This window comes from Pseudoclavibacter sp. RFBB5, assembly GCF_002931555.1.
GTDB lineage: Bacteria > Actinomycetota > Actinomycetes > Actinomycetales > Microbacteriaceae > Pseudoclavibacter.
This window is the reverse complement of record NZ_PSTZ01000009.1, coordinates 87,639-108,053: the sequence shown is the minus strand read 5'-3', so window position 1 is coordinate 108,053 and position 20,415 is coordinate 87,639. Positions and strand designations below refer to the sequence as shown.

Genomic DNA, 20,415 nt, shown 5'->3' with positions numbered 1-20,415 from the left:
CCCTCACCACTCTCGCTTCAATCCTTTCGGAGGACACCCGTGGCACAGGACGTGCTTACTGACCTGAACAAGGTCCGCAACATCGGCATCATGGCGCACATCGATGCCGGCAAGACGACAACCACCGAGCGCATCCTGTTCTACACCGGTGTCAACCACAAGCTCGGCGAGACGCACGATGGCGCCTCGACGACGGACTGGATGGAGCAGGAGCAGGAGCGTGGCATCACGATCACCTCGGCTGCTGTGACGTCGTTCTGGAAGAAGAACCAGATCAACATCATCGACACGCCCGGTCACGTCGACTTCACCGTCGAGGTGGAGCGCTCGCTCCGCGTCCTCGACGGTGCAGTCGCCGTGTTCGACGGCAAGGAGGGTGTCGAGCCCCAGTCGGAGACCGTCTGGCGCCAGGCCGACAAGTACGACGTTCCGCGCATCTGCTTCGTCAACAAGATGGACAAGCTCGGCGCTGACTTCTACTTCACGGTCGACACGATCGTCAACCGCCTCGGCGCGAAGCCGCTCGTGATCCAGCTCCCCATCGGCGCTGAGAACGACTTCATCGGCATCGTCGACCTCGTCGAGATGAACGCCAAGGTCTGGCCGAGCGACTCCAAGGGTGACACCACCCTCGGTGCCGCCTACGAGACCCTGGAGATCCCGGAAGACCTCAAGGAGCGCGCGGACGAGTACCGCACGAAGCTCCTCGAGGCTGTCGCCGAGACCGACGACGAGCTCATGGAGCGCTTCTTCGCGGGCGAGGACATCTCGATCCCCGAGATCAAGGCGGCCATCCGCAAGCTCACCGTCACGAGCGAGATGTACCCCGTGCTCTGCGGCTCCGCGTTCAAGAACCGCGGCGTCCAGCCCATGCTCGATGCAGTCGTGGACTACCTTCCGTCGCCGCTCGACGTTCCTGCCGTCATCGGCATGAACCCGCGCGACGAGTCGGAGGAGCTCACACGTCGTCCGAGCGCCGACGAGCCGTTCGCTGCTCTCGCCTTCAAGATCGCCGTGCACCCGTTCTTCGGTCGACTGATCTACACGCGCGTCTACTCGGGACACGTCCCGTCCGGCGCGCAGGTGGTCAACTCCTCGAAGGGCAAGAAGGAGCGCATCGGGAAGATCTTCCAGATGCACGCCAACAAGGAGAACCCGGTCGAGTCGATGACCGCGGGACACATCTACGCCGTCATCGGCCTCAAGGACACCATGACCGGTGACACCCTGAGCGACCCTGACAAGCAGATCGTCCTCGAGTCGATGACCTTCCCGGAGCCCGTCATCGAGGTCGCCATCGAGCCGAAGACCAAGGCCGACCAGGAGAAGCTCGGAACGGCCATCCAGAAGCTCGCCGAGGAAGACCCGACGTTCCGCGTCATGCTCGACCAGGAGACCGGTCAGACGGTCATCAAGGGCATGGGCGAGCTCCACCTCGACATCCTCGTCGACCGCATGAAGCGCGAGTTCAAGGTCGAGGCGAACGTGGGCAAGCCCCAGGTCGCCTACCGCGAGACGCTCACGAAGGTCGTCGAGAAGTTCGACTACACCCACAAGAAGCAGACGGGTGGCTCCGGCCAGTTCGCAAAGATCCAGATCAAGCTCGAGCCGCTTGAGATGGACGCGGACAAGACCTACGAGTTCGTGAACGCCGTCACCGGTGGTCGCGTTCCTCGTGAGTACATCCCATCCGTGGATGCTGGCATCCAGGATGCGATGCAGGTCGGCGTCCTCGCCGGCTACCCCATGGTCGGCGTCAAGGCGTCGCTCCTCGATGGTGCTGCGCACGACGTCGACTCCTCGGAGATGGCGTTCAAGATCGCGGGCTCGATCGCGTTCAAGGAAGCAGCTCCCAAGGCCGGTCCCGTCATCCTCGAGCCGCTCATGGCGGTCGAGGTCCGTACTCCTGAGGAGTACATGGGCGACGTGATCGGCGACCTCAACTCGCGCCGCGGCCAGATCCAGTCGATGGAAGATGCCAGTGGTGTGAAGGTGGTGCGTGCACTCGTGCCGCTGTCGGAGATGTTCGGATACATCGGAGACCTGCGCAGCAAGACCTCTGGTCGCGCCGTGTACTCGATGACGTTCGAAACGTACGCCGAGGTCCCCAAGGCTGTTGCCGAGGAGATCATCCAGAAGAACCGGGGCGAGTAGCCCGAACCTGCTCGGGTGACGCAACGCGTCGCCCGAGCGGGTAACATTCATCACTGAAAACCCGGAAGTCATTCTGCGTCATTCGCGGACTGGCACCAACGACGTCCTAGGAGGACCACAGTGGCTAAGGCCAAGTTCGAGCGGACCAAGCCGCACGTAAACATCGGAACGATCGGTCACGTCGACCACGGCAAGACCACGCTCACCGCAGCGATCTCGAAGGTGCTTGCTGACAAGTACCCTTCGGCGACCAACGTGCAGCGTGACTTCGCGTCGATCGACTCCGCTCCGGAAGAGCGTCAGCGCGGTATCACGATCAACATCTCCCACGTCGAGTACGAGACGCCCAAGCGTCACTACGCTCACGTCGATGCTCCGGGTCACGCCGACTACATCAAGAACATGATCACGGGCGCTGCGCAGATGGATGGCGCAATCCTCGTGGTTGCCGCAACCGACGGCCCCATGGCTCAGACGCGTGAGCACGTGCTGCTCGCGAAGCAGGTCGGCGTGCCGTACCTGGTCGTCGCGCTGAACAAGGCCGACATGGTTGACGACGAGGAGATCCTGGAGCTCGTCGAGCTCGAGGTTCGCGAGCTCCTCTCGAGCCAGGACTACCCCGGCGACGACGCACCTGTCGTTCAGGTCTCGGGCCTCAAGGCGCTCGAGGGCGACGAGAAGTGGGCCGAGAAGATCGTCGAGCTCATGCAGGCTGTCGACGACAACGTGCCGGAGCCCGTCCGCGACAAGGACAAGCCGTTCCTCATGCCCGTCGAGGACGTCTTCACGATCACCGGTCGTGGAACCGTCGTCACGGGTCGCGCCGAGCGTGGCACGCTCTCGATCAACTCCGACGTCGAGATCGTCGGCCTCCGCCCGACCGTCAAGACGACGGTCACGGGTATCGAGATGTTCCACAAGCAGCTCGACGAGGCGTGGGCCGGTGAGAACTGTGGTCTGCTCCTCCGTGGCACCAAGCGTGAGGACGTCGAGCGCGGTCAGGTCATCGTCGCTCCCGGTTCCGTCACGCCGCACACGAACTTCGAGGGAACCGCATACATCCTCTCGAAGGACGAGGGTGGCCGTCACAACCCGTTCTTCACGAACTACCGCCCGCAGTTCTACTTCCGCACCACGGACGTGACCGGCGTCATCACCCTGCCCGAGGGCAAGGAAATGATCATGCCTGGTGACACCACGGACATGACCGTCGAGCTCATCCAGCCGATCGCCATGGAAGAGGGCCTCGGCTTCGCGATCCGTGAGGGTGGCCGCACCGTCGGCGCCGGCACGGTGACGAAGATCAACAAGTAAGCTTCCAGCTCACTGCAGAGTGGGGTCGGACCTTCGGGTCCGGCCCCATTTTTGCGTTCTCCGCGTCCGAACGGCTCGTGACTGCTCGCGGGTCGTCACCGCAGCTCACCGATTCGGGAACCGGGTTAGAATCAGAAACCGTGTGACGAGCGAAGCTCCGCAGCCTCTCGATCCCCTCCGATGAGCTCCTCGACGCACGAGCGGAGGAACGCCCACCGCCTCAGCGCAGCCCCAGGAGCTCGACGAATGTCCGTACGCGCAGAACGCCCCACGAGCGCGACCGCTCGGTCTGCGCCGAACCGCTACCGCACCGACATCCAAGGGCTGCGGGCGATCGCGTCCCTCCTCGTCGCGTCGTTCCACATCTGGTTCGGCACCGTCTCCGGCGGCGTCGACCTCTTCTTCGTCCTCGGCGGATTCCTGCTGGCCACGACCCTCGTCGGTGAACTCGAGCGTCGGGGGAGCATCCGAGCCTGGCAGTACGTGAAGCGCACGGCCACACGCCTGTTCCCCATGGCCGGTCTCGTCCTCCTCGTCGTCGCAGTCGTTCTCCTGCTGACGGCCCCGGCGCTGTCCTTCCAGCGCAATGTCACCGACCTGTTCGCCGCCGCCACCTACTGGGAGAACTGGCGACTCGCCGGGGACGCGACCGACTACATCGCTGCGGGCCACGACAAGTCAGCGGTCCAGCACTTCTGGGCCATGTCGGTGCAGGGCCAGTCCACGTTGATCCTGCTGGGGTTCGTCCTGCTGCTCGGCGCCGTCGCGAAGCTAGCGAAGTGGCCCGTGCGGCGCGTGGCCATCGTGGGGTTCGCGCTGCTCACCGCAGCTTCCTTCGCTTACGCCCTCAACGGGGTGGCGGTCGACCCGGTCCCGACGTACTACAGCACATGGGCCCGCCTGTGGGAGTTCGGGATCGGGGCCGTCGCCGCGCTCGTCATCACGCGGATCCACCTGCCGAAGACGCTCCGGGCGATCGTCGGCAGCCTGGGTCTCGCGCTCGTGCTGACCGCAGGTCTCCTGCCGAGCTCCTGGCCGTATCCGGGACTCATCGCGCTCTACCCGGTCGGCGGGGCGCTGCTCGTCCTCATCGCCGGGGCGTCGGGAGACCCTGCTGGAGGCAACCGACTGCTGACCTGGAGGCCCCTGGTCTGGCTCGGCGGCTTCTCGTACGGGCTGTACCTCTGGAGCTGGCCGATCCTCAAGCTGTTCGTCGAGGTCTTCCCAGGCCGAGCTGAGCCGGTCTCGTTCTTCGATGGGCTGCTCCTCCTCGCCGTCTCGATCGCCATCGCGTGGGCGACCTCCCGCGGGCTCAAGCTCCTGGGGAGGATCAGGAACCCGCTCGCCCAGATCGATGCGACTGCCCCGAAGTGGAAGCCGAACCCGAGGCTCATCACCTCCGTCACCGTTCCCCTGGTCGCACTCCTCGCCTTCATCGGCGTCCAGGTCGCTCCGCAGGTCCACGAGGACGCCATCGAGGCGATCGAACTCGCGCCTGCCGTCGACAACCTCGACGAGCTCTCGGCGGTCATCGCGGATGCGATCGCAGATCCCACCGTCCCGGACGGCAGGCTTCTCAGCGGAGCGGAAGCGCGCAGCGAAGAGTGGGAGCTGGACGACTGCGTGTCGGTCGCGTCGGACGAAGCGGTTGATCGCTGCGCCTACGGAAGTCCGGATGCGGAACGCGAGGTGTGGATCGTCGGGGACTCCCAGGCCGTGACCTGGGCGCCCGGATTCCGAGACGCCCTCGGCGAGGACACGAAGCTGCAGCTCATGGGGCTGTCGATGTGCCCGTTCACCTCCGGAGCTGGACTGGACAGCATCGATCACTACCGGGAGACGTGTGAGGGACACAACTCCTGGGTGGTCGAACAGGCGACTGAGCGTCTCCCGGATGTGGTCGTGGTCACGTACGGTGCCTGGTGGGTCGGTGACGGATACGAGCACCTCGGCGACGACGTCGGAGCGGACCTCGGACGGGGCAGCAGCGACTACGTGAGAGCCCTCACCGATCTCGGCATCGAGGTCGTCTGGCTCGATTCGGTACCGCCGACGCAGGACCTCGACGAGTGCATGGAGGCGTCGACGGTCTCGGAGGCAGCCAGGGCCTGCGAGACGCCGTTCGGCGACGAGCGCCAGCAGCGCGTCGACGAGCTCGCGACCGAGATGGGGGAGTCCGGTGCGGATGTGGTGCCCACGACAGCCTGGTTCTGCGACCTCGACCTGGCGTCGTGCCCGAGCGTGGTCGCCGGGACTCCGGTTCACAGCGATCCGACGCACATCGGCAGGCAATACTCGCTCTACCTGTCGAAGGTCATCGCGGACCGAGTTCTGGCCCCGCACGGCTTCTGAGCCACCGATCTCGACGGCGCGACACGCCCGGGTTGCAAGAACAGGTCCGTCCGGTCTAAACTCGGTGAGTTCAGTATTTCGGGGCCCGGCGCTAGTCGTGTGTTCGAATCACTGCCCGGAGAGTGCATAAGCGCCCCGCGTCGCAAGACGCCTGGTGTGCAGCTTAGGCCACCGGCAGCAGAGCAAAGCTCCGGCCAAAGGACAACACCTCACCGAGGTCGAGTCCGGAAGGCCGTCCATCAGCTTGAGTACACTCCTGTGCTCCGAGCAGGTGAACTTGACAGAAAAACAGTGGTGCGAATCCCGGCGTGAAGACGCCACGGGGTTGCATGCGAAGCCGCAATGGCGGCACGTCATTGAGAGAGAGAGTCAACCATGGCGGGACAGAAGATCCGCATTCGACTGAAGTCGTATGACCACGAGGTCATCGACAGCTCGGCGCGCAAGATCGTCGACACCGTAACCCGTGCTGGCGCCTCCGTCATCGGTCCGGTGCCCCTGCCTACCGAGAAGAACGTGATCGCCGTGATCCGTAGCCCTCACAAGTACAAGGACAGCCGCGAGCACTTCGAGATGCGCACCCACAAGCGTCTGATCGACATCGTCGACCCGACGCCGAAGGCCGTCGACTCGCTCATGCGTCTCGACCTTCCGGCCGACGTCAACATCGAGATCAAGCTCTAGGGAAACACATGTCTACCGCTACCAAGACGTTCAAGGGACTGCTGGGCACGAAGCTCGGCATGACCCAGGTCTGGGACGCTGACAACCGTCTCGTCCCCGTCACGGTCATCCAGGTGAGCACCAACGTCGTCACCGAGATCATGACCGTCGAAAAGAACGGCTACGAAGCCGTCCAGATCGCCGCAGGCGCCATCGACCCGCGCAAGGTGAACAAGCCGGCCGCCGGCAAGTTCGCAGCAGCGGGCGTCACGCCGCGCCGTCACATCACCGAACTCCGCACCGCTGACGCAGCGACGTACACGATCGGTCAGGAGCTCGGCGCAGACACGTTCGAGCCCGGCACCAAGATCGACGTCGTCGGCACCAGCAAGGGCAAGGGCTTCGCCGGTGTCATGAAGCGTCACAACTTCTCCGGTGTCGGCGCATCTCACGGTGCCCACAAGAACCACCGTCGCCCCGGCTCCATCGGTGCCTCCGCGACCCCCAGCCGTGTCTTCAAGGGCACGCGCATGGCTGGCCGGATGGGTGGCGACCGCGTCACCGTCCAGAACCTCACGGTTCACGCAGCCGACGCCGAGAAGGGCATCCTCCTCGTCAAGGGTGCTGTCCCCGGCCCCAAGGGTCGTCTCGTTTTCGTTCGCAACGCAGTGAAGGGGGCCTAGTTTCCTATGGCAACCAAGATTGACGTCACCGACGCAGCCGGCAAGAAGTCCGGCACGGTCGAACTGCCTGCCGCCATCTTCGACGCGCAGACCAACGTCCCGCTGATCCACCAGGTTGTCGTCGCACAGCGTGCAGCTGCTCGTCAGGGCACGCACAAGACGAAGAACCGTGGAGAGGTCTCCGGCTCAGGCCGCAAGCCGTTCAAGCAGAAGGGCACCGGCCGCGCCCGTCAGGGTTCGGTCCGCATGCCGCAGCACAAGGGCGGTGGCATCGTCCACGGGCCGACGCCGCGCGACTACTCGCAGCGCACCCCCAAGAAGATGATCGCAGCAGCCCTCATCGGGGCACTGAGCGACCGCGCACGCGGTGGCCACCTGCACATCGTCGACTCCCTCGTCACGGGTGAGAAGGCCTCGACCAAGGTCGCAGCAGCAGCAATCGCGAAGGTCGCGGCAGGACGCAACATCCTCGTCGTCCTCGACCGCAGCGATGAGCTCAGCCTCCTGAGCGTGCGCAACCTCCCGGCGCTCCACGTCCTGTTCGTTGACCAGCTCAACGCCTACGACGTGCTCGTCTCGGACGACATCCTCTTCACGAAGGCTGCCTACGACGCGTTCGTCGAGAGCAAGACCAGCAAGGAGCAGGGCGCATGAGCGCAAACAACAAGGACCCGCGCGACATCATCTTCGCGCCGGTGATCTCCGAGAAGAGCTACAGCCTGATCGACCAGGGCAAGTACACCTTCGAGGTCGACCCTCGTTCGAACAAGACCGAGATCAAGCTCGCCATCGAGCAGATCTTCGACGTCAAGGTCGACAAGGTCAACACCTTGAACCGCACGGGCAAGACGCGCCGCACCCGCTTCGGGCTCGGCAAGCGCAAGGACACCAAGCGCGCCATCGTCTCGCTCAAGTCCGGCACCATCGACATCTTCTCGAACGCCGGTTAATCGAGAGCACAGAGGACGAATTCACATGGCTATTCGCAATTACAAGCCCACGACGCCTGGCCGTCGTGGAGCCTCGGTGTCCGAGTTCACCGAGATCACGCGCTCGACTCCCGAGAAGTCGCTGCTCCGCCCCCTGACCAAGTCGGGTGGCCGCAACAACCAGGGACGCATCACGACCCGTCACATCGGTGGTGGCCACAAGCGCCAGTACCGCGTCATCGACTTCCGTCGCAATGACAAGGACGGCGTGAACGCCAAGGTCGCTCACATCGAGTACGACCCCAACCGCACCGCTCGCATCGCGCTGCTGCACTTCTTCGACGGAACCAAGCGCTACATCCTGGCTCCGAACAAGCTCAAGCAGGGCGACATCGTCGAGTCGGGCGCTGGCGCCGACATCAAGCCGGGCAACAACCTCCCGCTGAAGAACATCCCGACCGGTACGGTCATCCACGCCATCGAGCTCCGCCCAGGCGGCGGCGCGAAGATGGCGCGCTCGGCCGGAGCATCCGTCCGCCTCGTCGCGAAGGACGGCCCCTACGCCCAGCTGCGTCTGCCGAGCGGCGAAGTCCGCAACGTCGACGTGCGCTGCCGCGCGACGATCGGCGAGGTCGGCAACGCCGAGCAGTCGAACATCAACCTGGGCAAGGCCGGCCGCAAGCGCTGGCTCGGCGTTCGTCCCACGGTCCGTGGTGTCGTCATGAACCCGGTCGACCACCCGCACGGTGGTGGTGAAGGTCGCACCTCCGGTGGACGTCACCCGGTGAGCCCCTGGGGTAAGCCAGAAGGCCGCACCCGTCGCCCCAACAAGGAGAGCGACAAGCTCATCGTCCGCCGTCGCCCTGCCGGCAAGAAGCGTAAGTAGGAGATCAGAAGATGCCTCGCAGTCTCAAGAAGGGCCCCTTCGTCGACGAACACCTCTTCCAGAAGGTGGTCAAGCAGAACGAAGCTGGCTCGAAGAACGTCATCAAGACCTGGTCGCGCCGATCGATGATCGTGCCGGACATGCTCGGCCACACCATCGCCGTGCACGACGGTCGCAAGCACATCCCCGTGTTTGTCACCGAAACCATGGTCGGCCACAAGCTCGGCGAGTTTGCACCGACCCGCACCTTCCGTGGACACGAGAAGGACGACAAGAAGGGTCGTCGCCGCTAACGCGGCGACGTGAAGGAGGAAAATATGGTGGAGTCAACCGCACGCGTGCGGCACATCCGCGTCACCCCTCAGAAGGCTCGTCGCGTCGTCAACTTGATCCGCGGCAAGCAGGCGCTCGAAGCGCTCGCAATCCTGAAGTTCGCACCTCAGGGTGCCTCTGAGCCGGTCTACAAGGTCGTTGCATCAGCAATCGCCAACGCACGAGTCAAGGCGGACAAGGACAGCGAGTTCCTTGACGAGCGCGACCTCTACATCGCCAAGGCGTTCGTAGACGAGGGTGCAACCCTCAAGCGCTTCCGTCCGCGTGCACAGGGACGAGCATTCCGCATCAACAAGCGCACAAGCCACATCACGGTTGTGCTGGCGACGCCGGAGCTCGCCGAGGCCGAGAAGGGGAGCAGCAAGTAATGGGCCAGAAGATCAATCCGTACGGCTTCCGTCTCGGAATCACGACCGACCACGTCAGCCGCTGGTACGCAGACTCGACCAAGCCGGGTCAGCGCTACAGCGACTACGTCAAGGAAGACATTCGCATCCGCGAGTACCTCCAGAAGTCGCTCGACCGTGCAGGCGTCTCGCGCATCGAGATCGAGCGCACACGTGACCGCGTTCGCGTCGACATCTACACGGCTCGCCCCGGCATCGTCATCGGACGACGCGGAGCCGAGGCCGAGCGCATCCGCGCCGACCTCGAGAAGCTCACGGGCAAGCAGATCCAGCTGAACATCCTCGAGGTCAAGAACCCCGAGGCTGACGCTCAGCTCGTCGCGCAGGGCATCGCCGAGCAGCTCTCTGCTCGCGTCGCCTTCCGCCGTGCAATGCGCAAGGGCCTCCAGGGCGCTCAGCGTGCAGGTGCCAAGGGCATCCGCATCCAGGTCTCGGGCCGCCTCGGCGGCGCTGAGATGAGCCGCTCGGAGTTCTACCGTGAGGGACGCGTTCCGCTGCACACGCTCCGCGCCAACATCGACTACGGCTTCTACGAGGCCAAGACCACGTACGGTCGCATCGGTGTCAAGGTGTGGATCTACAAGGGCGACATGACCAACAAGGAACTCGCCCGCGAACAGGCCAACCAGAAGTCGTCCCGTGGGGACCGTAACGACCGCTCCCGCCGTGGCCCGCGCCGCGACAACGAGAAGCAGGTCGCCGCAGGAGTTGAGGCGTAACCATGTTGATTCCACGTCGAGTCAAGCACCGTAAGCAGCACCGCCCGGACCGCAGCGGCATGTCGAAGGGTGGCAACACCGTCTCGTTCGGCGAGTTCGGCATCCAGGCGCTCACGCCGTCCTACGTCACGAACCGTCAGATCGAGGCAGCTCGTATCGCGATGACCCGCCACATCAAGCGTGGCGGCAAGGTCTGGATCAACATCTACCCGGACCGCCCGATGACCGCCCGCCCCGCCGAGACCCGCATGGGTTCCGGTAAGGGTGCAGTCGACTCCTGGGTCGCGAACGTCAAGCCCGGCCGCGTCCTCTTCGAGGTCGCCGGCGTCAGCGAGGAGCTCGCTCGCGAGGCCCTCACACGCGCCATCCACAAGCTGCCGCTCAAGGCACGCATCATTTCGCGCGAGGAAGGCGAGTAATCATGGCGATTGGTACCAAGGAGCTCGCCACCACCGAGCTCGACAACTTCGAAGACGGACGTCTCGTCGAAGAGCTCAAGAAGGCGAAGGAAGAGCTGTTCAACCTGCGCTTCCAGGCCGTGACCAACCAGGTCGAAGAGCGTGGACGCATCCGTCAGGTCAAGCGCGACATCGCGCGCATCTACACGGTGATCCGCGAGCGTGAGCTCGGGATCCGCGCAACCCCGGCCCCGGTCGAGAAGCCGGCCAAGAAGTCGAAGGCCACGAAGGCTTCGAAGAAGGCCGAAGCCCCTGAGGCTGCGCCCGAGGCTGAGAACGAGGAGACCAAGTAATGGCTGAAAGCACGACACAGCCCGAGGCAACGGAAGAGGCGCACGAGCGCAACTACCGGAAGACCCGGCGCGGCTACGTCACGAGCGACAAGATGGACAAGACCATCACCGTCTCGGTCGAAGAGCGCGTCAAGCACCCCCTCTACGGCAAGGTGCTCCGCCGCTCGAGCAAGGTCAAGGCGCACGACGCCGACAACCAGGCCGGCATCGGCGACCTCGTCCTGATTGCAGAGACCCGTCCCCTCAGCGCTACCAAGCGCTGGCGCCTGGTCGAGATCCTGGAGAAGGCGAAGTAGGCCTCGCCTCTTCGACCGCTCAGCGAAGGAATTTGACAGATGCTTCAGCAAGAATCCCGAGTCCGCGTCGCCGACAACACCGGCGCCAAGGAACTCCTCACGATCCGCGTACTCGGTGGCTCCGGCCGCCGCTACGCGGGAATCGGTGACGTCATCGTCGCGACCGTCAAGGACGCGATCCCCGGCGGCAACCTCAAGAAGGGTGAGGTCGTCAAGGCCGTCATCGTTCGCACGATCAAGTCGACCCGTCGTCCCGACGGCTCGTACATCAAGTTCGACGAGAACGCAGCGGTCATCCTCAAGGGTGACAACGAGCCGCGTGGCACTCGAATCTTCGGACCGGTCGGTCGCGAGCTCCGCGACAAGAAGTTCATGAAGATCGTGTCGCTCGCGCCGGAGGTGATTTAACCCATGGCAACGATCCGCAAGGGAGACCTGGTCCAGGTCATCTCAGGCACGAGCCAGGCTCGCGGTGGAGACCGCGGCAAGCAGGGCGAAGTGCTCGAGGTGCTCCGCGATGAGAACCGCATTCTCGTCCAGGGCATCAACTTCGTGACCAAGCACGTTCGCGTCGGACAGACGCAGCGTGGCACGAAGACGGGTGGCATCGAGACCGTCGAGGCCCCCATCCACATCTCGAACGTCGCACTCGTCGACCCCGAGACCAAGCAGCCGGCTCGCACCGGTGTGCAGGTCGAAGAGGTCACGAAGGACGGCGTCACCAAGACGGTGCGCACGCGCGTCTTCAAGCCCTCGCGTCGCGCAGCCAAGCCTGCCAAGGCAGAGAAGGCCGCCAAGGCTGACAAGGCTGAGAAGGCCGAGAAGAAGCCTGCGACGAAGGCCAAGGCCGCCGCACCGAAGAAGAAGGACGACGAGTAGATATGACTGACATCGCCACGGAGGCTGGCAAAATCCAGCCCCGTCTCAAGCTGAAGTACCGCGAAGAGCTCAAGGCTCAGCTGCAGGCAGACCTCGGCGTGAGCAACGTCCACCAGGTTCCGGGTCTCGTGAAGATCGTCGTGAACATGGGTGTTGGCGAGGCAGCTCGCGACGGCAAGATCATCGAGGGTGCCATCACGGACCTCACGGCGATCACGGGCCAGAAGCCCAAGGTCACGAAGGCCACGAAGTCCATCGCGCAGTTCAAGCTGCGCGAAGGTCAGCCGATCGGCGCGCACGTCACGCTGCGCGGCGACCGCATGTGGGAGTTCCTCGACCGCCTGCTCTCGCTTGCCCTTCCCCGTATCCGCGACTTCCGTGGTCTCAGCGACCGCCAGTTCGACGGCAACGGAAACTACACCTTCGGCCTCACGGAGCAGGTAATGTTCCATGAGATCGATCCAGACAAGATCGACCGCACACGCGGTATGGACATCACCGTCGTCACGACGGCGAAGAACGACGAAGAAGGACGCGCCCTCCTGGGCAAGCTCGGCTTCCCGTTCCAGGCCGGTCTCCAGCAGAACTAGTCTGAACACCCGAGGGTCACGGCAGCAGCCGTGACCCCATCGGGCTGTTGCAACCGCAACCGCCCGTCCACCACAGGTCGCGGGGCCGTGTACGGCCCCGCGAAACCAGGCGAAAGGCACTCATCATGACGATGACAGATCCCGTCGCAGATATGCTGACGCGACTGCGCAACGCGAACTCGGCGCACCACGACTCCGTGTCGATGCCGAGCTCGAAGCTCAAGTCCCACATTGCCGACATCCTCAAGCGCGAGGGTTACATCACCGACTGGACAGTCGAAGATGCACGAGTGGGCCAGACCCTCACTCTCTCGCTCAAGTTCGGTCCGAACCGCGAGAGGTCGATCGTCGGCATCAAGCGCGTCTCCAAGCCAGGTCTTCGCGTCTACGCGCGCTCGACCGAGCTGCCAAGCGTCCTCGGCGGCCTCGGCATTGCCATCCTGTCCACCTCCTCCGGTCTCCTCACGGACCGTCAGGCCGAGCAGAAGGGCGTAGGCGGAGAAGTCCTCGCCTACGTGTGGTAATCCGTCATGTCACGAATTGGTCGTCTCCCGATCAGCGTCCCAGCTGGCGTTGACATCAAGATCGACGCGCAGAACGTCACCGTCAAGGGCCCGAAGGGCGAGCTCGCGCTCGTCGTCGCGAACCCCATCGAGGTCAAGCTCGAAGACGGTCAGGTTCTCGTCACGCGTCCGAACGACGAGCGTGAGTCACGTGCACTGCACGGCCTGACCCGCACGCTCATCAACAACAACATCATCGGCGTCACCGAGGGCTACACCAAGAAGCTCGAGGTCGTTGGAACCGGTTACCGCATCGTTTCCAAGGGCACGGGCGTCGAGTTCGCACTCGGCTACTCGCACCCGATCAACGTCGAGCCCCCGGCGGGCATCACGTTCCAGGTCGAGGGCAACAACAAGCTCACGGTCGTCGGAATCGACAAGCAGGCTGTCGGCGAGGTCGCAGCGAACATCCGCAAGCTCCGCCTCCCCGAGCCCTACAAGGGCAAGGGCGTGCGTTACGAGGGCGAGCAGATCCGCCGCAAGGCCGGAAAGTCAGGTAAGTAACCATGGGACTCGGAACTCGAGGAAAGAGCAAGCAGGCAGCGACCCGTCGCCGCCACGTCCGCCTTCGCAAGAAGGTCTCCGGCGACGCGCAGCGTCCCCGTCTCGTCGTCACGCGCTCCGCGCGTCACGTCTTCGTCCAGGTTGTCGACGACACCAAGGGCATCACGCTCGCATCCGCATCCACCATGGAAGCTGAGCTGCGTGCGTTCGAGGGCGACAAGTCCGCAAAGGCGAAGCGTGTCGGCGAGCTCGTCGGCGCACGCGCCAAGGACGCCGGCATCGAGAGCGTGGTCTTCGACCGCGGCGGCAACAAGTACGCCGGTCGCGTCGCGGCCATCGCTGATGGAGCACGAGAGGCAGGGCTGAACCTGTGACCGAGAAAATCGACACCAACACGCCCGACAACATGACCGACACGCCCGTTGAGACGGCCGCGTCGAGTGAGTCGGCACAGCGCGAAGGCGGCAGCGGACGCGACAACAACCGTCGCGGCGGCGGTCGCGGCGAGCGCGGCCAGGGTGGCGGTCGTGACCGCAACTCCCGCGATGACAAGAGCCAGTTCCTGGAGCGCGTCGTCACCATCAACCGCGTCTCCAAGGTCGTCAAGGGCGGTCGTCGCTTCGCGTTCACCGCGCTCGTCGTCGTCGGAGACGGCAACGGTCTCGTGGGCGTCGGCTACGGCAAGGCCCGTGAGGTCCCGCTGGCCATCTCCAAGGGCGTCGAAGAGGCGAAGAAGAACTTCTTCCGCGTCCCCCGCGTCCTGAAGACGATCCCGCACCCCGTGCAGGGCGAGGCAGCAGCAGGCGTCGTCCTGCTCCGTCCCGCCGCTGCAGGTACCGGTGTTATCGCCGGTGGCCCCGTCCGCGCCGTACTCGAGTGCGCGGGCATCCATGACGTCCTGTCGAAGTCGCTCGGCTCGTCGAACACGATCAACATCGTGCACGCGACCGTCGCGGCCCTCAAGCAGCTCGAGGAGCCGCGCGCAGTCGCAGCTCGCCGTGGCCTGCCTGTCGACCAGGTCGTCCCGCAGCGCATCCTGCGTGCCGAGGCCAACGCGGCCAAGGCAGCAGCCGAAGCACAGAAGGTTGGTGCCTGATGGCCGCGAGTCTCAAGGTGACCCAGATCAAGTCCAAGATCAGCGAGAAGCAGAACCAGCGCGACACCCTGCGCTCGCTCGGCCTCAAGCGCATCGGCGACACCGTCGTGAGGCCGGACAACTCGGTGAACCGCGGCTACGTCAAGACTGTCGCTCACCTGGTCTCAGTTGAGGAGATTTCCGAATGAGCAAGAACGAGAACGAGAAGGACGTGACCTCCGAGCCGCAGCTCAAGGTCCACCACCTCCGTCCCGCTCCCGGCGCCAAGAAGTCCAAGACGCGCGTCGGTCGCGGTGAGGGCTCCAAGGGCAAGACCGCTGGTCGCGGCACCAAGGGGTCGAAGGCGCGTACAACCGTGCGCATCGGCTTCGAAGGTGGCCAGATGCCACTGCACATGCGTACGCCGAAGCTGCGCGGGTTCAAGAACCCGTTCCGCGTCGAGTACCAGGTCGTCAACCTCTCCAAGCTGGCTGAGCTCTTCCCCGAAGGCGGCGACGTCACCATCGCCGGCCTCGTGGCAAAGGGCGCAGTTCGCAAGAACGAGCCCGTCAAGGTGCTCGGCAATGGCGAGATTGCGGTTAAGCTGAACGTCGCGGTCGACAAGGTCTCCAGCTCAGCAGAGCAGAAGATCGTTGCTGCCGGCGGTTCCGTCAAGTAGTAACTCCAAGCGGGGGTCGGCGGTTGCCGACCCCCGCTTGTCTCTTTCACGAGAAATGAAAGCAGGAACGTAGTGTTCAGTGCCGTCGCACGAGTGTTCAAGACTCCGGATCTTCGTCGCAAGATCCTCTTCACGCTCGCTATGGTCGCCATCTACCGGATCGGCACCACGGTTCCTGGCCCCTTTGTGAACTACGTCAACGTGCAGCAGTGTCTCGACACTGGGACGCAGATGGCCGGTCTCTACGACATGGTCAACCTGTTCTCCGGTGGTGCGCTGCTCCAGTTGTCGATCTTCGCGCTGGGCATCATGCCGTACATCACGGCATCGATCATCACGCAGCTGCTGCGTGTGGTCATCCCCCACTTCGAGGCACTCCATAAGGAGGGTCAGGCGGGCCAGTCGAAGCTCACGCAGTACACGCGCTACCTGACGATCGCCCTCGCGATCCTGCAGGCGACGACGCTCGCCACAGTCGCGAAGTCCGGGACGCTCTTCGGCACGGGCAACGCAGCCTGCGAGAACGTCCTCAACATGCTCAATGAGTCGGCGGCGACGCCCGAGAACGCCGTGATCAACATGGTCCGCATCGTGCTCATGGTCGCTGCCATGACGGCAGGCACTGCCGTCATCATGTGGATGGCGGAGCTCATCACGGAGCGCGGCGTCGGCAACGGCATGTCGCTCCTGATCTTCACCTCGATCGCCGCCTCGTTCCCCTCTGCGTTCGGCGCCATCGCGGCCGGAACCGGTGGCATGACGACGCTCGTCATCGTCATCGCGATCGGTCTCCTGATCATGATGGCCGTCGTGTTCGTCGAGCAGTCCCAGCGGCGCATCCCGGTCCAGTACGCGAAGCGCATGGTCGGGCGCCGCACCTACGGCGGCAACAGCACATACATCCCCATCAAGGTGAACCAGGCCGGCGTGATCCCGGTCATCTTCGCCTCGTCGCTGCTGTACCTGCCCGCGCTCGTCGCGCAGTTCAACCAGCCGGCAGCGGGGGAGACCCCGCCCGAGTGGGTCACCTGGGTCATGAACAACTTCACGACCGGAGACCACCCGCTCTACATGGCGGTGTACTTCCTCCTCATCATCGGCTTCACGTACTTCTACGTCGCGATCGCCTTCAACCCTGAGGAAGTCGCAGAGAACATGCGCAAGCACGGCGGCTTCGTGCCCGGCATCCGCGCCGGTCGACCGACTGCCGAGTACCTCAACTTCGTGCTGACGCGCATCACGTTCCCGGGCTCGCTGTACCTGGGCGTTCTCGCGCTCATCCCGCTCATCGCGCTCTCCACCGTCAACGCGAACGCCAACTTCCCGTTCGGCGGCGCCTCGATCCTCATCGTGGTCGGTGTCGGACTCGAGACGGTGAAGCAGATCGACGCTCAACTCCAACAACGCAACTACGAGGGGCTTCTCCGATGACACATGACGACCAGACCTTCCGCCTGCTCATCGTCGGACCTCCAGGGGCTGGCAAGGGAACCCAGGCCGTCGGCATCGCTGAGGCCTTCGGCATCCCCGCCATCTCCACGGGCGACATCTTCCGTGCCAACATCAAGAACGGCACGAACCTCGGCCTCCAGGTTCGCGAGATCATCGAGAGCGGCAACCTCGTTCCCGACTCCCTCACGAACGAGCTCGTGCGCGACCGCCTGACCGAGGCAGACGCCGCGGCTGGCTTCCTGCTCGACGGCTACCCCCGCACCCTGGAGCAGGTCGCCTTCCTGACGCAGCTGCTCGCGGAGGAGGGCACCGCCATCGACGCGGTCATCGAGCTCAAGGTCGAGGTGGACAGCGTCGTCGAGCGTCTCCGCCGTCGTTCACTCGAGCAGGGTCGCGCGGACGACACGGAAGAGGCCATCCGCCACCGTCAGAACGTTTACTTGCAGGAGACTGCGCCGCTTCTCGAGACCTACGCAGCGCGCGGTGTGCTCGTGAGCGTCAATGGCTTCGGCACCGTCGAGGAAGTTCGCAACCGGATCTTCGCCGCCCTCGAGCAGCGTGGCCTGCGTCACCCGCTGCATCGGTTGAGCGGCAAGTAAGCACGACACAGCACCACAACCAAGGGCCCGCCGGGAGGAGACTCCGGGCGGGTCCTTCGTGGTTGAGGGCCGATCGCACACGGCGGGCGTCGTCTCGGGCCTTTCGTCCCTGGTTCTGCGCGAAGCTTCTCGGCTAGCGTTGCCCTGTCGGGCCTCTCACTCGGGAGGCGCTGCATGAGCCCTGTAGACAAGGTTGTCCAGGAATGGAGACGCATATGCCCTCGCCCTCAGCTGAGCCCCATGACCTCGTCGATTTCGACGTGCTGTTGAGCGAGGAGGAGTTGGCCTCGCGTCGACGGGTGCGGCTCCTCGTGGACGAGCACGTGCGGCCGCGAATCGCCTCCTGGTACGAGGATGCCGTGTTCCCGATCGACCTCGTGCCGGTGCTTGCGAGCGAGGGACTGCTCGGCATGCACCTGAGCGGGTACGGGTGCGCCGGACGCAGCGCAGTCGAGTACGGCATCGCTGCCGCCGAGCTGGAAGCCGGCGACTCGGGGATCCGCACGTTCGTCTCCGTGCAGGGCTCCCTCGCGATGAGCGCGATCTGGAAGCACGGCAGCGAGGATCAGAAGAACGAGTGGCTTCCGCGCATGGCGGCGGGCGAGGTCATCGGATGCTTCGGCCTGACCGAGCCAGAGGCTGGATCTGACCCGGGGACCATGCGTACATTCGCCCGGCGGGACGGCGACGACTGGGTGATCAGCGGGGCCAAGCGCTGGATCGGCCTGGCGTCGCTCGCTCAGCTCGCGGTCATCTGGGCGCAGACCGACGACGGCGTCCGCGGCTTCCTCGTGCCGACGGCATCCGCTGGGTTCTCGGCGACGCCGATCGGCCCGAAGCTCTCGATGCGCGCCTCCGTGCAGTGCGACATCGTCTTGGACTCGGTCAGGGTCCCTGCCGATGCGATGCTCCCCGGGGCACGCGGGCTGCGCGGGCCCTTCGAGTGCCTCAACGAAGCGCGCTACGGCATCGCGTGGGGCGTCATGGGAGCGGCCAGGGACAGCTTCGAGGCGGCGCTCGCGTACGCGGGGGAGCGGCAGCCGTTCAATCGTCCGCTGTCCGGCTTCCAGCTGACGCAGCAGAAGCTCGTCGATATGGCGCTCGAGATCAACAAGGGCTTCCTGCTCGCGCTCCAGCTCGGACGCCTCAAGGACGCCGGCCGCATCCAACCGCACCATATCTCCGCTGGCAAGCTCAACAACACGCGCGAGGCGATCGCCATCGCACGTGAGGCGAGGACCATCCTGGGCGGCAACGGCATCACCCTCGACTACTCGCCGCTGCGTCATGCGAACAACCTCGAGTCGGTGCGCACCTACGAGGGGACAGACGAGATCCACACCCTCGTCCTCGGCAGCAAGCTGACCGGCATCCCGGCCTTCAGGTAGGCACGGCCGATGCTTCCGGATCGCGAACACGACGGCGTGCTGAGCGGGGTGCGGGTCGCGGACTTCTCGCGGGTGCTCGCGGGCCCATACGCGACGATGATGCTGGCCGACTTCGGCGCGGACGTCATCAAGATCGAGCCGCCCGGCGGTGACGAGACGCGCGCGTGGACGCCGCCGGTCGACGCGCGTGGGCAGTCGACGTACTTCGGGGGCGTGAACAGGGGCAAGCGGTCGCTGTTGCTCGACCTGACCGACGGGGCTGACGTGGCGACGGCGAGACGCCTCGCCGTCGAGGCCGATGTTGTGGTGGAGAACTTCAGACCGGGGGTCATGGCGCGCTTCGGGCTGGACTACGAGACGGTGCGCGGTGAGAACCCGTCCACCGTGTACTGCTCGGTCACGGGATTCGGCGCCGCCGGCGGTGCGGAGCTGCCGGGGTACGACCTGCTGGTGCAGGCCGTCGGCGGCCTCATGAGCATCACCGGGCCCGTGGACGGCGAGCCGAGCAAGGCCGGCGTCGCGCTCGTCGACGTGCTGACAGGCTTGAACGCGGTGACCGGGATACTTCTCGCTCTTCGTGAGCGGGACAGGACCGGCGCCGGGCAGCGGGTCGAGGTCGATCTCATGACGAGCCTCCTGTCGGCGCTCGCAAATCAGGCGTCCAGCACGCTGGCGACGGGAGAGGCTCCTGCGCGGCTCGGCAACGCGCACCCGAGCATCGCTCCGTACGAGCTGTTCGATGCTCGCGACCGGCCACTCGTGATCGCCGTCGGCAACGATCGTCAGTTCGCGTCCCTCGTCGAGACCTTGGGCTGCTCGGAGCTGGCCACCGATGCCCGCTTCTCCTCGAATCAGCTCCGCGTGCACCACCGGTCGGAGCTCAGAGCGCTGCTGGGCGCCCGACTTGGCGAAGATGATGCCCGCGACTGGGTGGGGCGTCTGAGCGACGCTCGGGTTCCAGCCGGTCTGGTGAACGACGTCGCGGAGGCGTTCGCCTTCGCGGAGTCGCTCGGGCTCGAGGCGGTCCTCGAGCTGACGGACGAGGAAGGAGAGCGTGTGCGGTCGGTGGCGAACCCCATCCACCTCTCGTCGACACCCGCGCGCTCCGCCGGGCCGCCGCCCGATCTCCCAACGGCGGGGGAGAGGGCCGTCTGGCACCAGGAGCGCGTTACTGAACCGTGACGCGCGGACGCGCAGCG

At 65.0% G+C, this 20,415-nt stretch carries 27 protein-coding genes; all 27 read left to right on the top strand.

Going from position 1 to position 20,415, the window contains the following annotated elements; translation table 11 throughout:
• The first annotated feature begins 39 nt into the window (after nucleotides 1–39).
• The 27 genes from fusA to C5B97_RS14305 all read left to right on the top strand — a co-directional run bounded on the left by fusA (nucleotide 40) and on the right by C5B97_RS14305 (nucleotide 20,398).
• Nucleotides 40–2,154, top strand: a complete 2,115-nt coding sequence (gene fusA, locus C5B97_RS14435; protein WP_104312718.1) for an elongation factor G — start codon at nucleotides 40–42, stop codon at nucleotides 2,152–2,154.
• A 120-nt stretch (nucleotides 2,155–2,274) separates the two neighbouring features.
• The gene (gene tuf, locus C5B97_RS14430) at nucleotides 2,275–3,468 is read left to right on the top strand and encodes an elongation factor Tu (protein WP_068479300.1); all 1,194 of its coding nucleotides are present in this window, start codon (nucleotides 2,275–2,277) and stop codon (nucleotides 3,466–3,468) included.
• Between the two features lie 246 nt (nucleotides 3,469–3,714).
• On the top strand, nucleotides 3,715–5,820 hold the full coding sequence (locus tag C5B97_RS14425) for an acyltransferase family protein (protein ID WP_181027024.1): 2,106 nt from the start codon (nucleotides 3,715–3,717) through the stop codon (nucleotides 5,818–5,820).
• A gap of 375 nt (nucleotides 5,821–6,195) precedes the next feature.
• A complete protein-coding gene (rpsJ, locus tag C5B97_RS14420) occupies nucleotides 6,196–6,504 on the top strand; it encodes a 30S ribosomal protein S10 (RefSeq protein WP_068479296.1) in 309 nt (102 codons plus the stop codon).
• Between the two features lie 8 nt (nucleotides 6,505–6,512).
• Complete coding sequence (gene rplC / locus C5B97_RS14415) at nucleotides 6,513–7,166, top strand: 50S ribosomal protein L3 (protein WP_104254037.1); 654 nt, start codon at nucleotides 6,513–6,515, stop codon at nucleotides 7,164–7,166.
• Nucleotides 7,167–7,172: 6 nt separating this feature from the next.
• Nucleotides 7,173–7,820, top strand: coding sequence for a 50S ribosomal protein L4 (rplD, locus tag C5B97_RS14410; protein ID WP_104254036.1), 648 nt, complete (start codon nucleotides 7,173–7,175; stop codon nucleotides 7,818–7,820).
• On the top strand, nucleotides 7,817–8,116 hold the full coding sequence (gene rplW, locus C5B97_RS14405) for a 50S ribosomal protein L23 (RefSeq protein ID WP_068479290.1): 300 nt from the start codon (nucleotides 7,817–7,819) through the stop codon (nucleotides 8,114–8,116). Before rplD ends, rplW begins: the two co-directional genes overlap by 4 nt.
• Before the next feature lie 25 nt (nucleotides 8,117–8,141).
• On the top strand, nucleotides 8,142–8,981 hold the full coding sequence (gene rplB / locus C5B97_RS14400) for a 50S ribosomal protein L2 (RefSeq protein ID WP_104312716.1): 840 nt from the start codon (nucleotides 8,142–8,144) through the stop codon (nucleotides 8,979–8,981).
• An 11-nt stretch (nucleotides 8,982–8,992) separates the two neighbouring features.
• Nucleotides 8,993–9,274 carry a 30S ribosomal protein S19 gene (gene rpsS, locus C5B97_RS14395; RefSeq protein ID WP_068479286.1) on the top strand — a complete coding sequence of 94 codons (282 nt, stop codon included), beginning with the start codon at nucleotides 8,993–8,995 and terminating at the stop codon, nucleotides 9,272–9,274.
• Between the two features lie 24 nt (nucleotides 9,275–9,298).
• The gene (rplV, locus tag C5B97_RS14390) at nucleotides 9,299–9,682 is read left to right on the top strand and encodes a 50S ribosomal protein L22 (RefSeq protein ID WP_104254034.1); all 384 of its coding nucleotides are present in this window, start codon (nucleotides 9,299–9,301) and stop codon (nucleotides 9,680–9,682) included.
• The gene (rpsC, locus tag C5B97_RS14385) at nucleotides 9,682–10,440 is read left to right on the top strand and encodes a 30S ribosomal protein S3 (protein WP_068479282.1); all 759 of its coding nucleotides are present in this window, start codon (nucleotides 9,682–9,684) and stop codon (nucleotides 10,438–10,440) included. The genes rplV and rpsC overlap by 1 nt, the downstream gene beginning before the upstream one ends.
• A gap of 2 nt (nucleotides 10,441–10,442) precedes the next feature.
• Nucleotides 10,443–10,859 (top strand): 50S ribosomal protein L16, encoded by a 417-nt coding sequence (gene rplP / locus C5B97_RS14380; RefSeq protein ID WP_068479279.1) that lies wholly within the window; start codon nucleotides 10,443–10,445, stop codon nucleotides 10,857–10,859.
• 2 nt (nucleotides 10,860–10,861) lie between these two features.
• A complete protein-coding gene (gene rpmC, locus C5B97_RS14375) occupies nucleotides 10,862–11,191 on the top strand; it encodes a 50S ribosomal protein L29 (RefSeq protein WP_104254033.1) in 330 nt (109 codons plus the stop codon).
• Entirely contained in the window at nucleotides 11,191–11,487 is a 297-nt protein-coding gene (rpsQ, locus tag C5B97_RS14370; RefSeq protein ID WP_104254032.1) for a 30S ribosomal protein S17, read from the top strand. Before rpmC ends, rpsQ begins: the two co-directional genes overlap by 1 nt.
• Before the next feature lie 39 nt (nucleotides 11,488–11,526).
• Nucleotides 11,527–11,895, top strand: a complete 369-nt coding sequence (gene rplN, locus C5B97_RS14365; protein WP_104254031.1) for a 50S ribosomal protein L14 — start codon at nucleotides 11,527–11,529, stop codon at nucleotides 11,893–11,895.
• Nucleotides 11,896–11,898: 3 nt separating this feature from the next.
• Nucleotides 11,899–12,366 (top strand): 50S ribosomal protein L24, encoded by a 468-nt coding sequence (gene rplX, locus C5B97_RS14360; protein ID WP_104312715.1) that lies wholly within the window; start codon nucleotides 11,899–11,901, stop codon nucleotides 12,364–12,366.
• A 2-nt stretch (nucleotides 12,367–12,368) separates the two neighbouring features.
• The gene (gene rplE, locus C5B97_RS14355; RefSeq protein ID WP_104254029.1) at nucleotides 12,369–12,956 is read left to right on the top strand and encodes a 50S ribosomal protein L5; all 588 of its coding nucleotides are present in this window, start codon (nucleotides 12,369–12,371) and stop codon (nucleotides 12,954–12,956) included.
• A 125-nt stretch (nucleotides 12,957–13,081) separates the two neighbouring features.
• On the top strand, nucleotides 13,082–13,480 hold the full coding sequence (rpsH, locus tag C5B97_RS14350; RefSeq protein ID WP_068479267.1) for a 30S ribosomal protein S8: 399 nt from the start codon (nucleotides 13,082–13,084) through the stop codon (nucleotides 13,478–13,480).
• Nucleotides 13,481–13,486: 6 nt separating this feature from the next.
• A complete protein-coding gene (gene rplF / locus C5B97_RS14345) occupies nucleotides 13,487–14,023 on the top strand; it encodes a 50S ribosomal protein L6 (RefSeq protein WP_104254028.1) in 537 nt (178 codons plus the stop codon).
• 2 nt (nucleotides 14,024–14,025) lie between these two features.
• The gene (gene rplR, locus C5B97_RS14340; protein WP_068479263.1) at nucleotides 14,026–14,397 is read left to right on the top strand and encodes a 50S ribosomal protein L18; all 372 of its coding nucleotides are present in this window, start codon (nucleotides 14,026–14,028) and stop codon (nucleotides 14,395–14,397) included.
• 32 nt (nucleotides 14,398–14,429) lie between these two features.
• Nucleotides 14,430–15,119 carry a 30S ribosomal protein S5 gene (gene rpsE / locus C5B97_RS14335; RefSeq protein WP_104286337.1) on the top strand — a complete coding sequence of 230 codons (690 nt, stop codon included), beginning with the start codon at nucleotides 14,430–14,432 and terminating at the stop codon, nucleotides 15,117–15,119.
• On the top strand, nucleotides 15,119–15,307 hold the full coding sequence (gene rpmD, locus C5B97_RS14330; protein ID WP_104312714.1) for a 50S ribosomal protein L30: 189 nt from the start codon (nucleotides 15,119–15,121) through the stop codon (nucleotides 15,305–15,307). Before rpsE ends, rpmD begins: the two co-directional genes overlap by 1 nt.
• On the top strand, nucleotides 15,304–15,777 hold the full coding sequence (rplO, locus tag C5B97_RS14325; protein WP_104312713.1) for a 50S ribosomal protein L15: 474 nt from the start codon (nucleotides 15,304–15,306) through the stop codon (nucleotides 15,775–15,777). Before rpmD ends, rplO begins: the two co-directional genes overlap by 4 nt.
• A gap of 72 nt (nucleotides 15,778–15,849) precedes the next feature.
• Nucleotides 15,850–17,208, top strand: coding sequence for a preprotein translocase subunit SecY (gene secY / locus C5B97_RS14320; RefSeq protein ID WP_104254027.1), 1,359 nt, complete (start codon nucleotides 15,850–15,852; stop codon nucleotides 17,206–17,208).
• A complete protein-coding gene (locus C5B97_RS14315) occupies nucleotides 17,205–17,828 on the top strand; it encodes an adenylate kinase (RefSeq protein WP_104312712.1) in 624 nt (207 codons plus the stop codon). The genes secY and C5B97_RS14315 overlap by 4 nt, the downstream gene beginning before the upstream one ends.
• A gap of 215 nt (nucleotides 17,829–18,043) precedes the next feature.
• Nucleotides 18,044–19,216: an acyl-CoA dehydrogenase family protein gene (locus tag C5B97_RS14310; protein WP_258068286.1), complete on the top strand. Its 1,173-nt coding sequence runs from the start codon at nucleotides 18,044–18,046 to the stop codon at nucleotides 19,214–19,216.
• Nucleotides 19,217–19,225: 9 nt separating this feature from the next.
• Nucleotides 19,226–20,398: a CaiB/BaiF CoA-transferase family protein gene (locus C5B97_RS14305; RefSeq protein ID WP_104312710.1), complete on the top strand. Its 1,173-nt coding sequence runs from the start codon at nucleotides 19,226–19,228 to the stop codon at nucleotides 20,396–20,398.
• Nucleotides 20,399–20,415 lie beyond the last annotated feature (17 nt).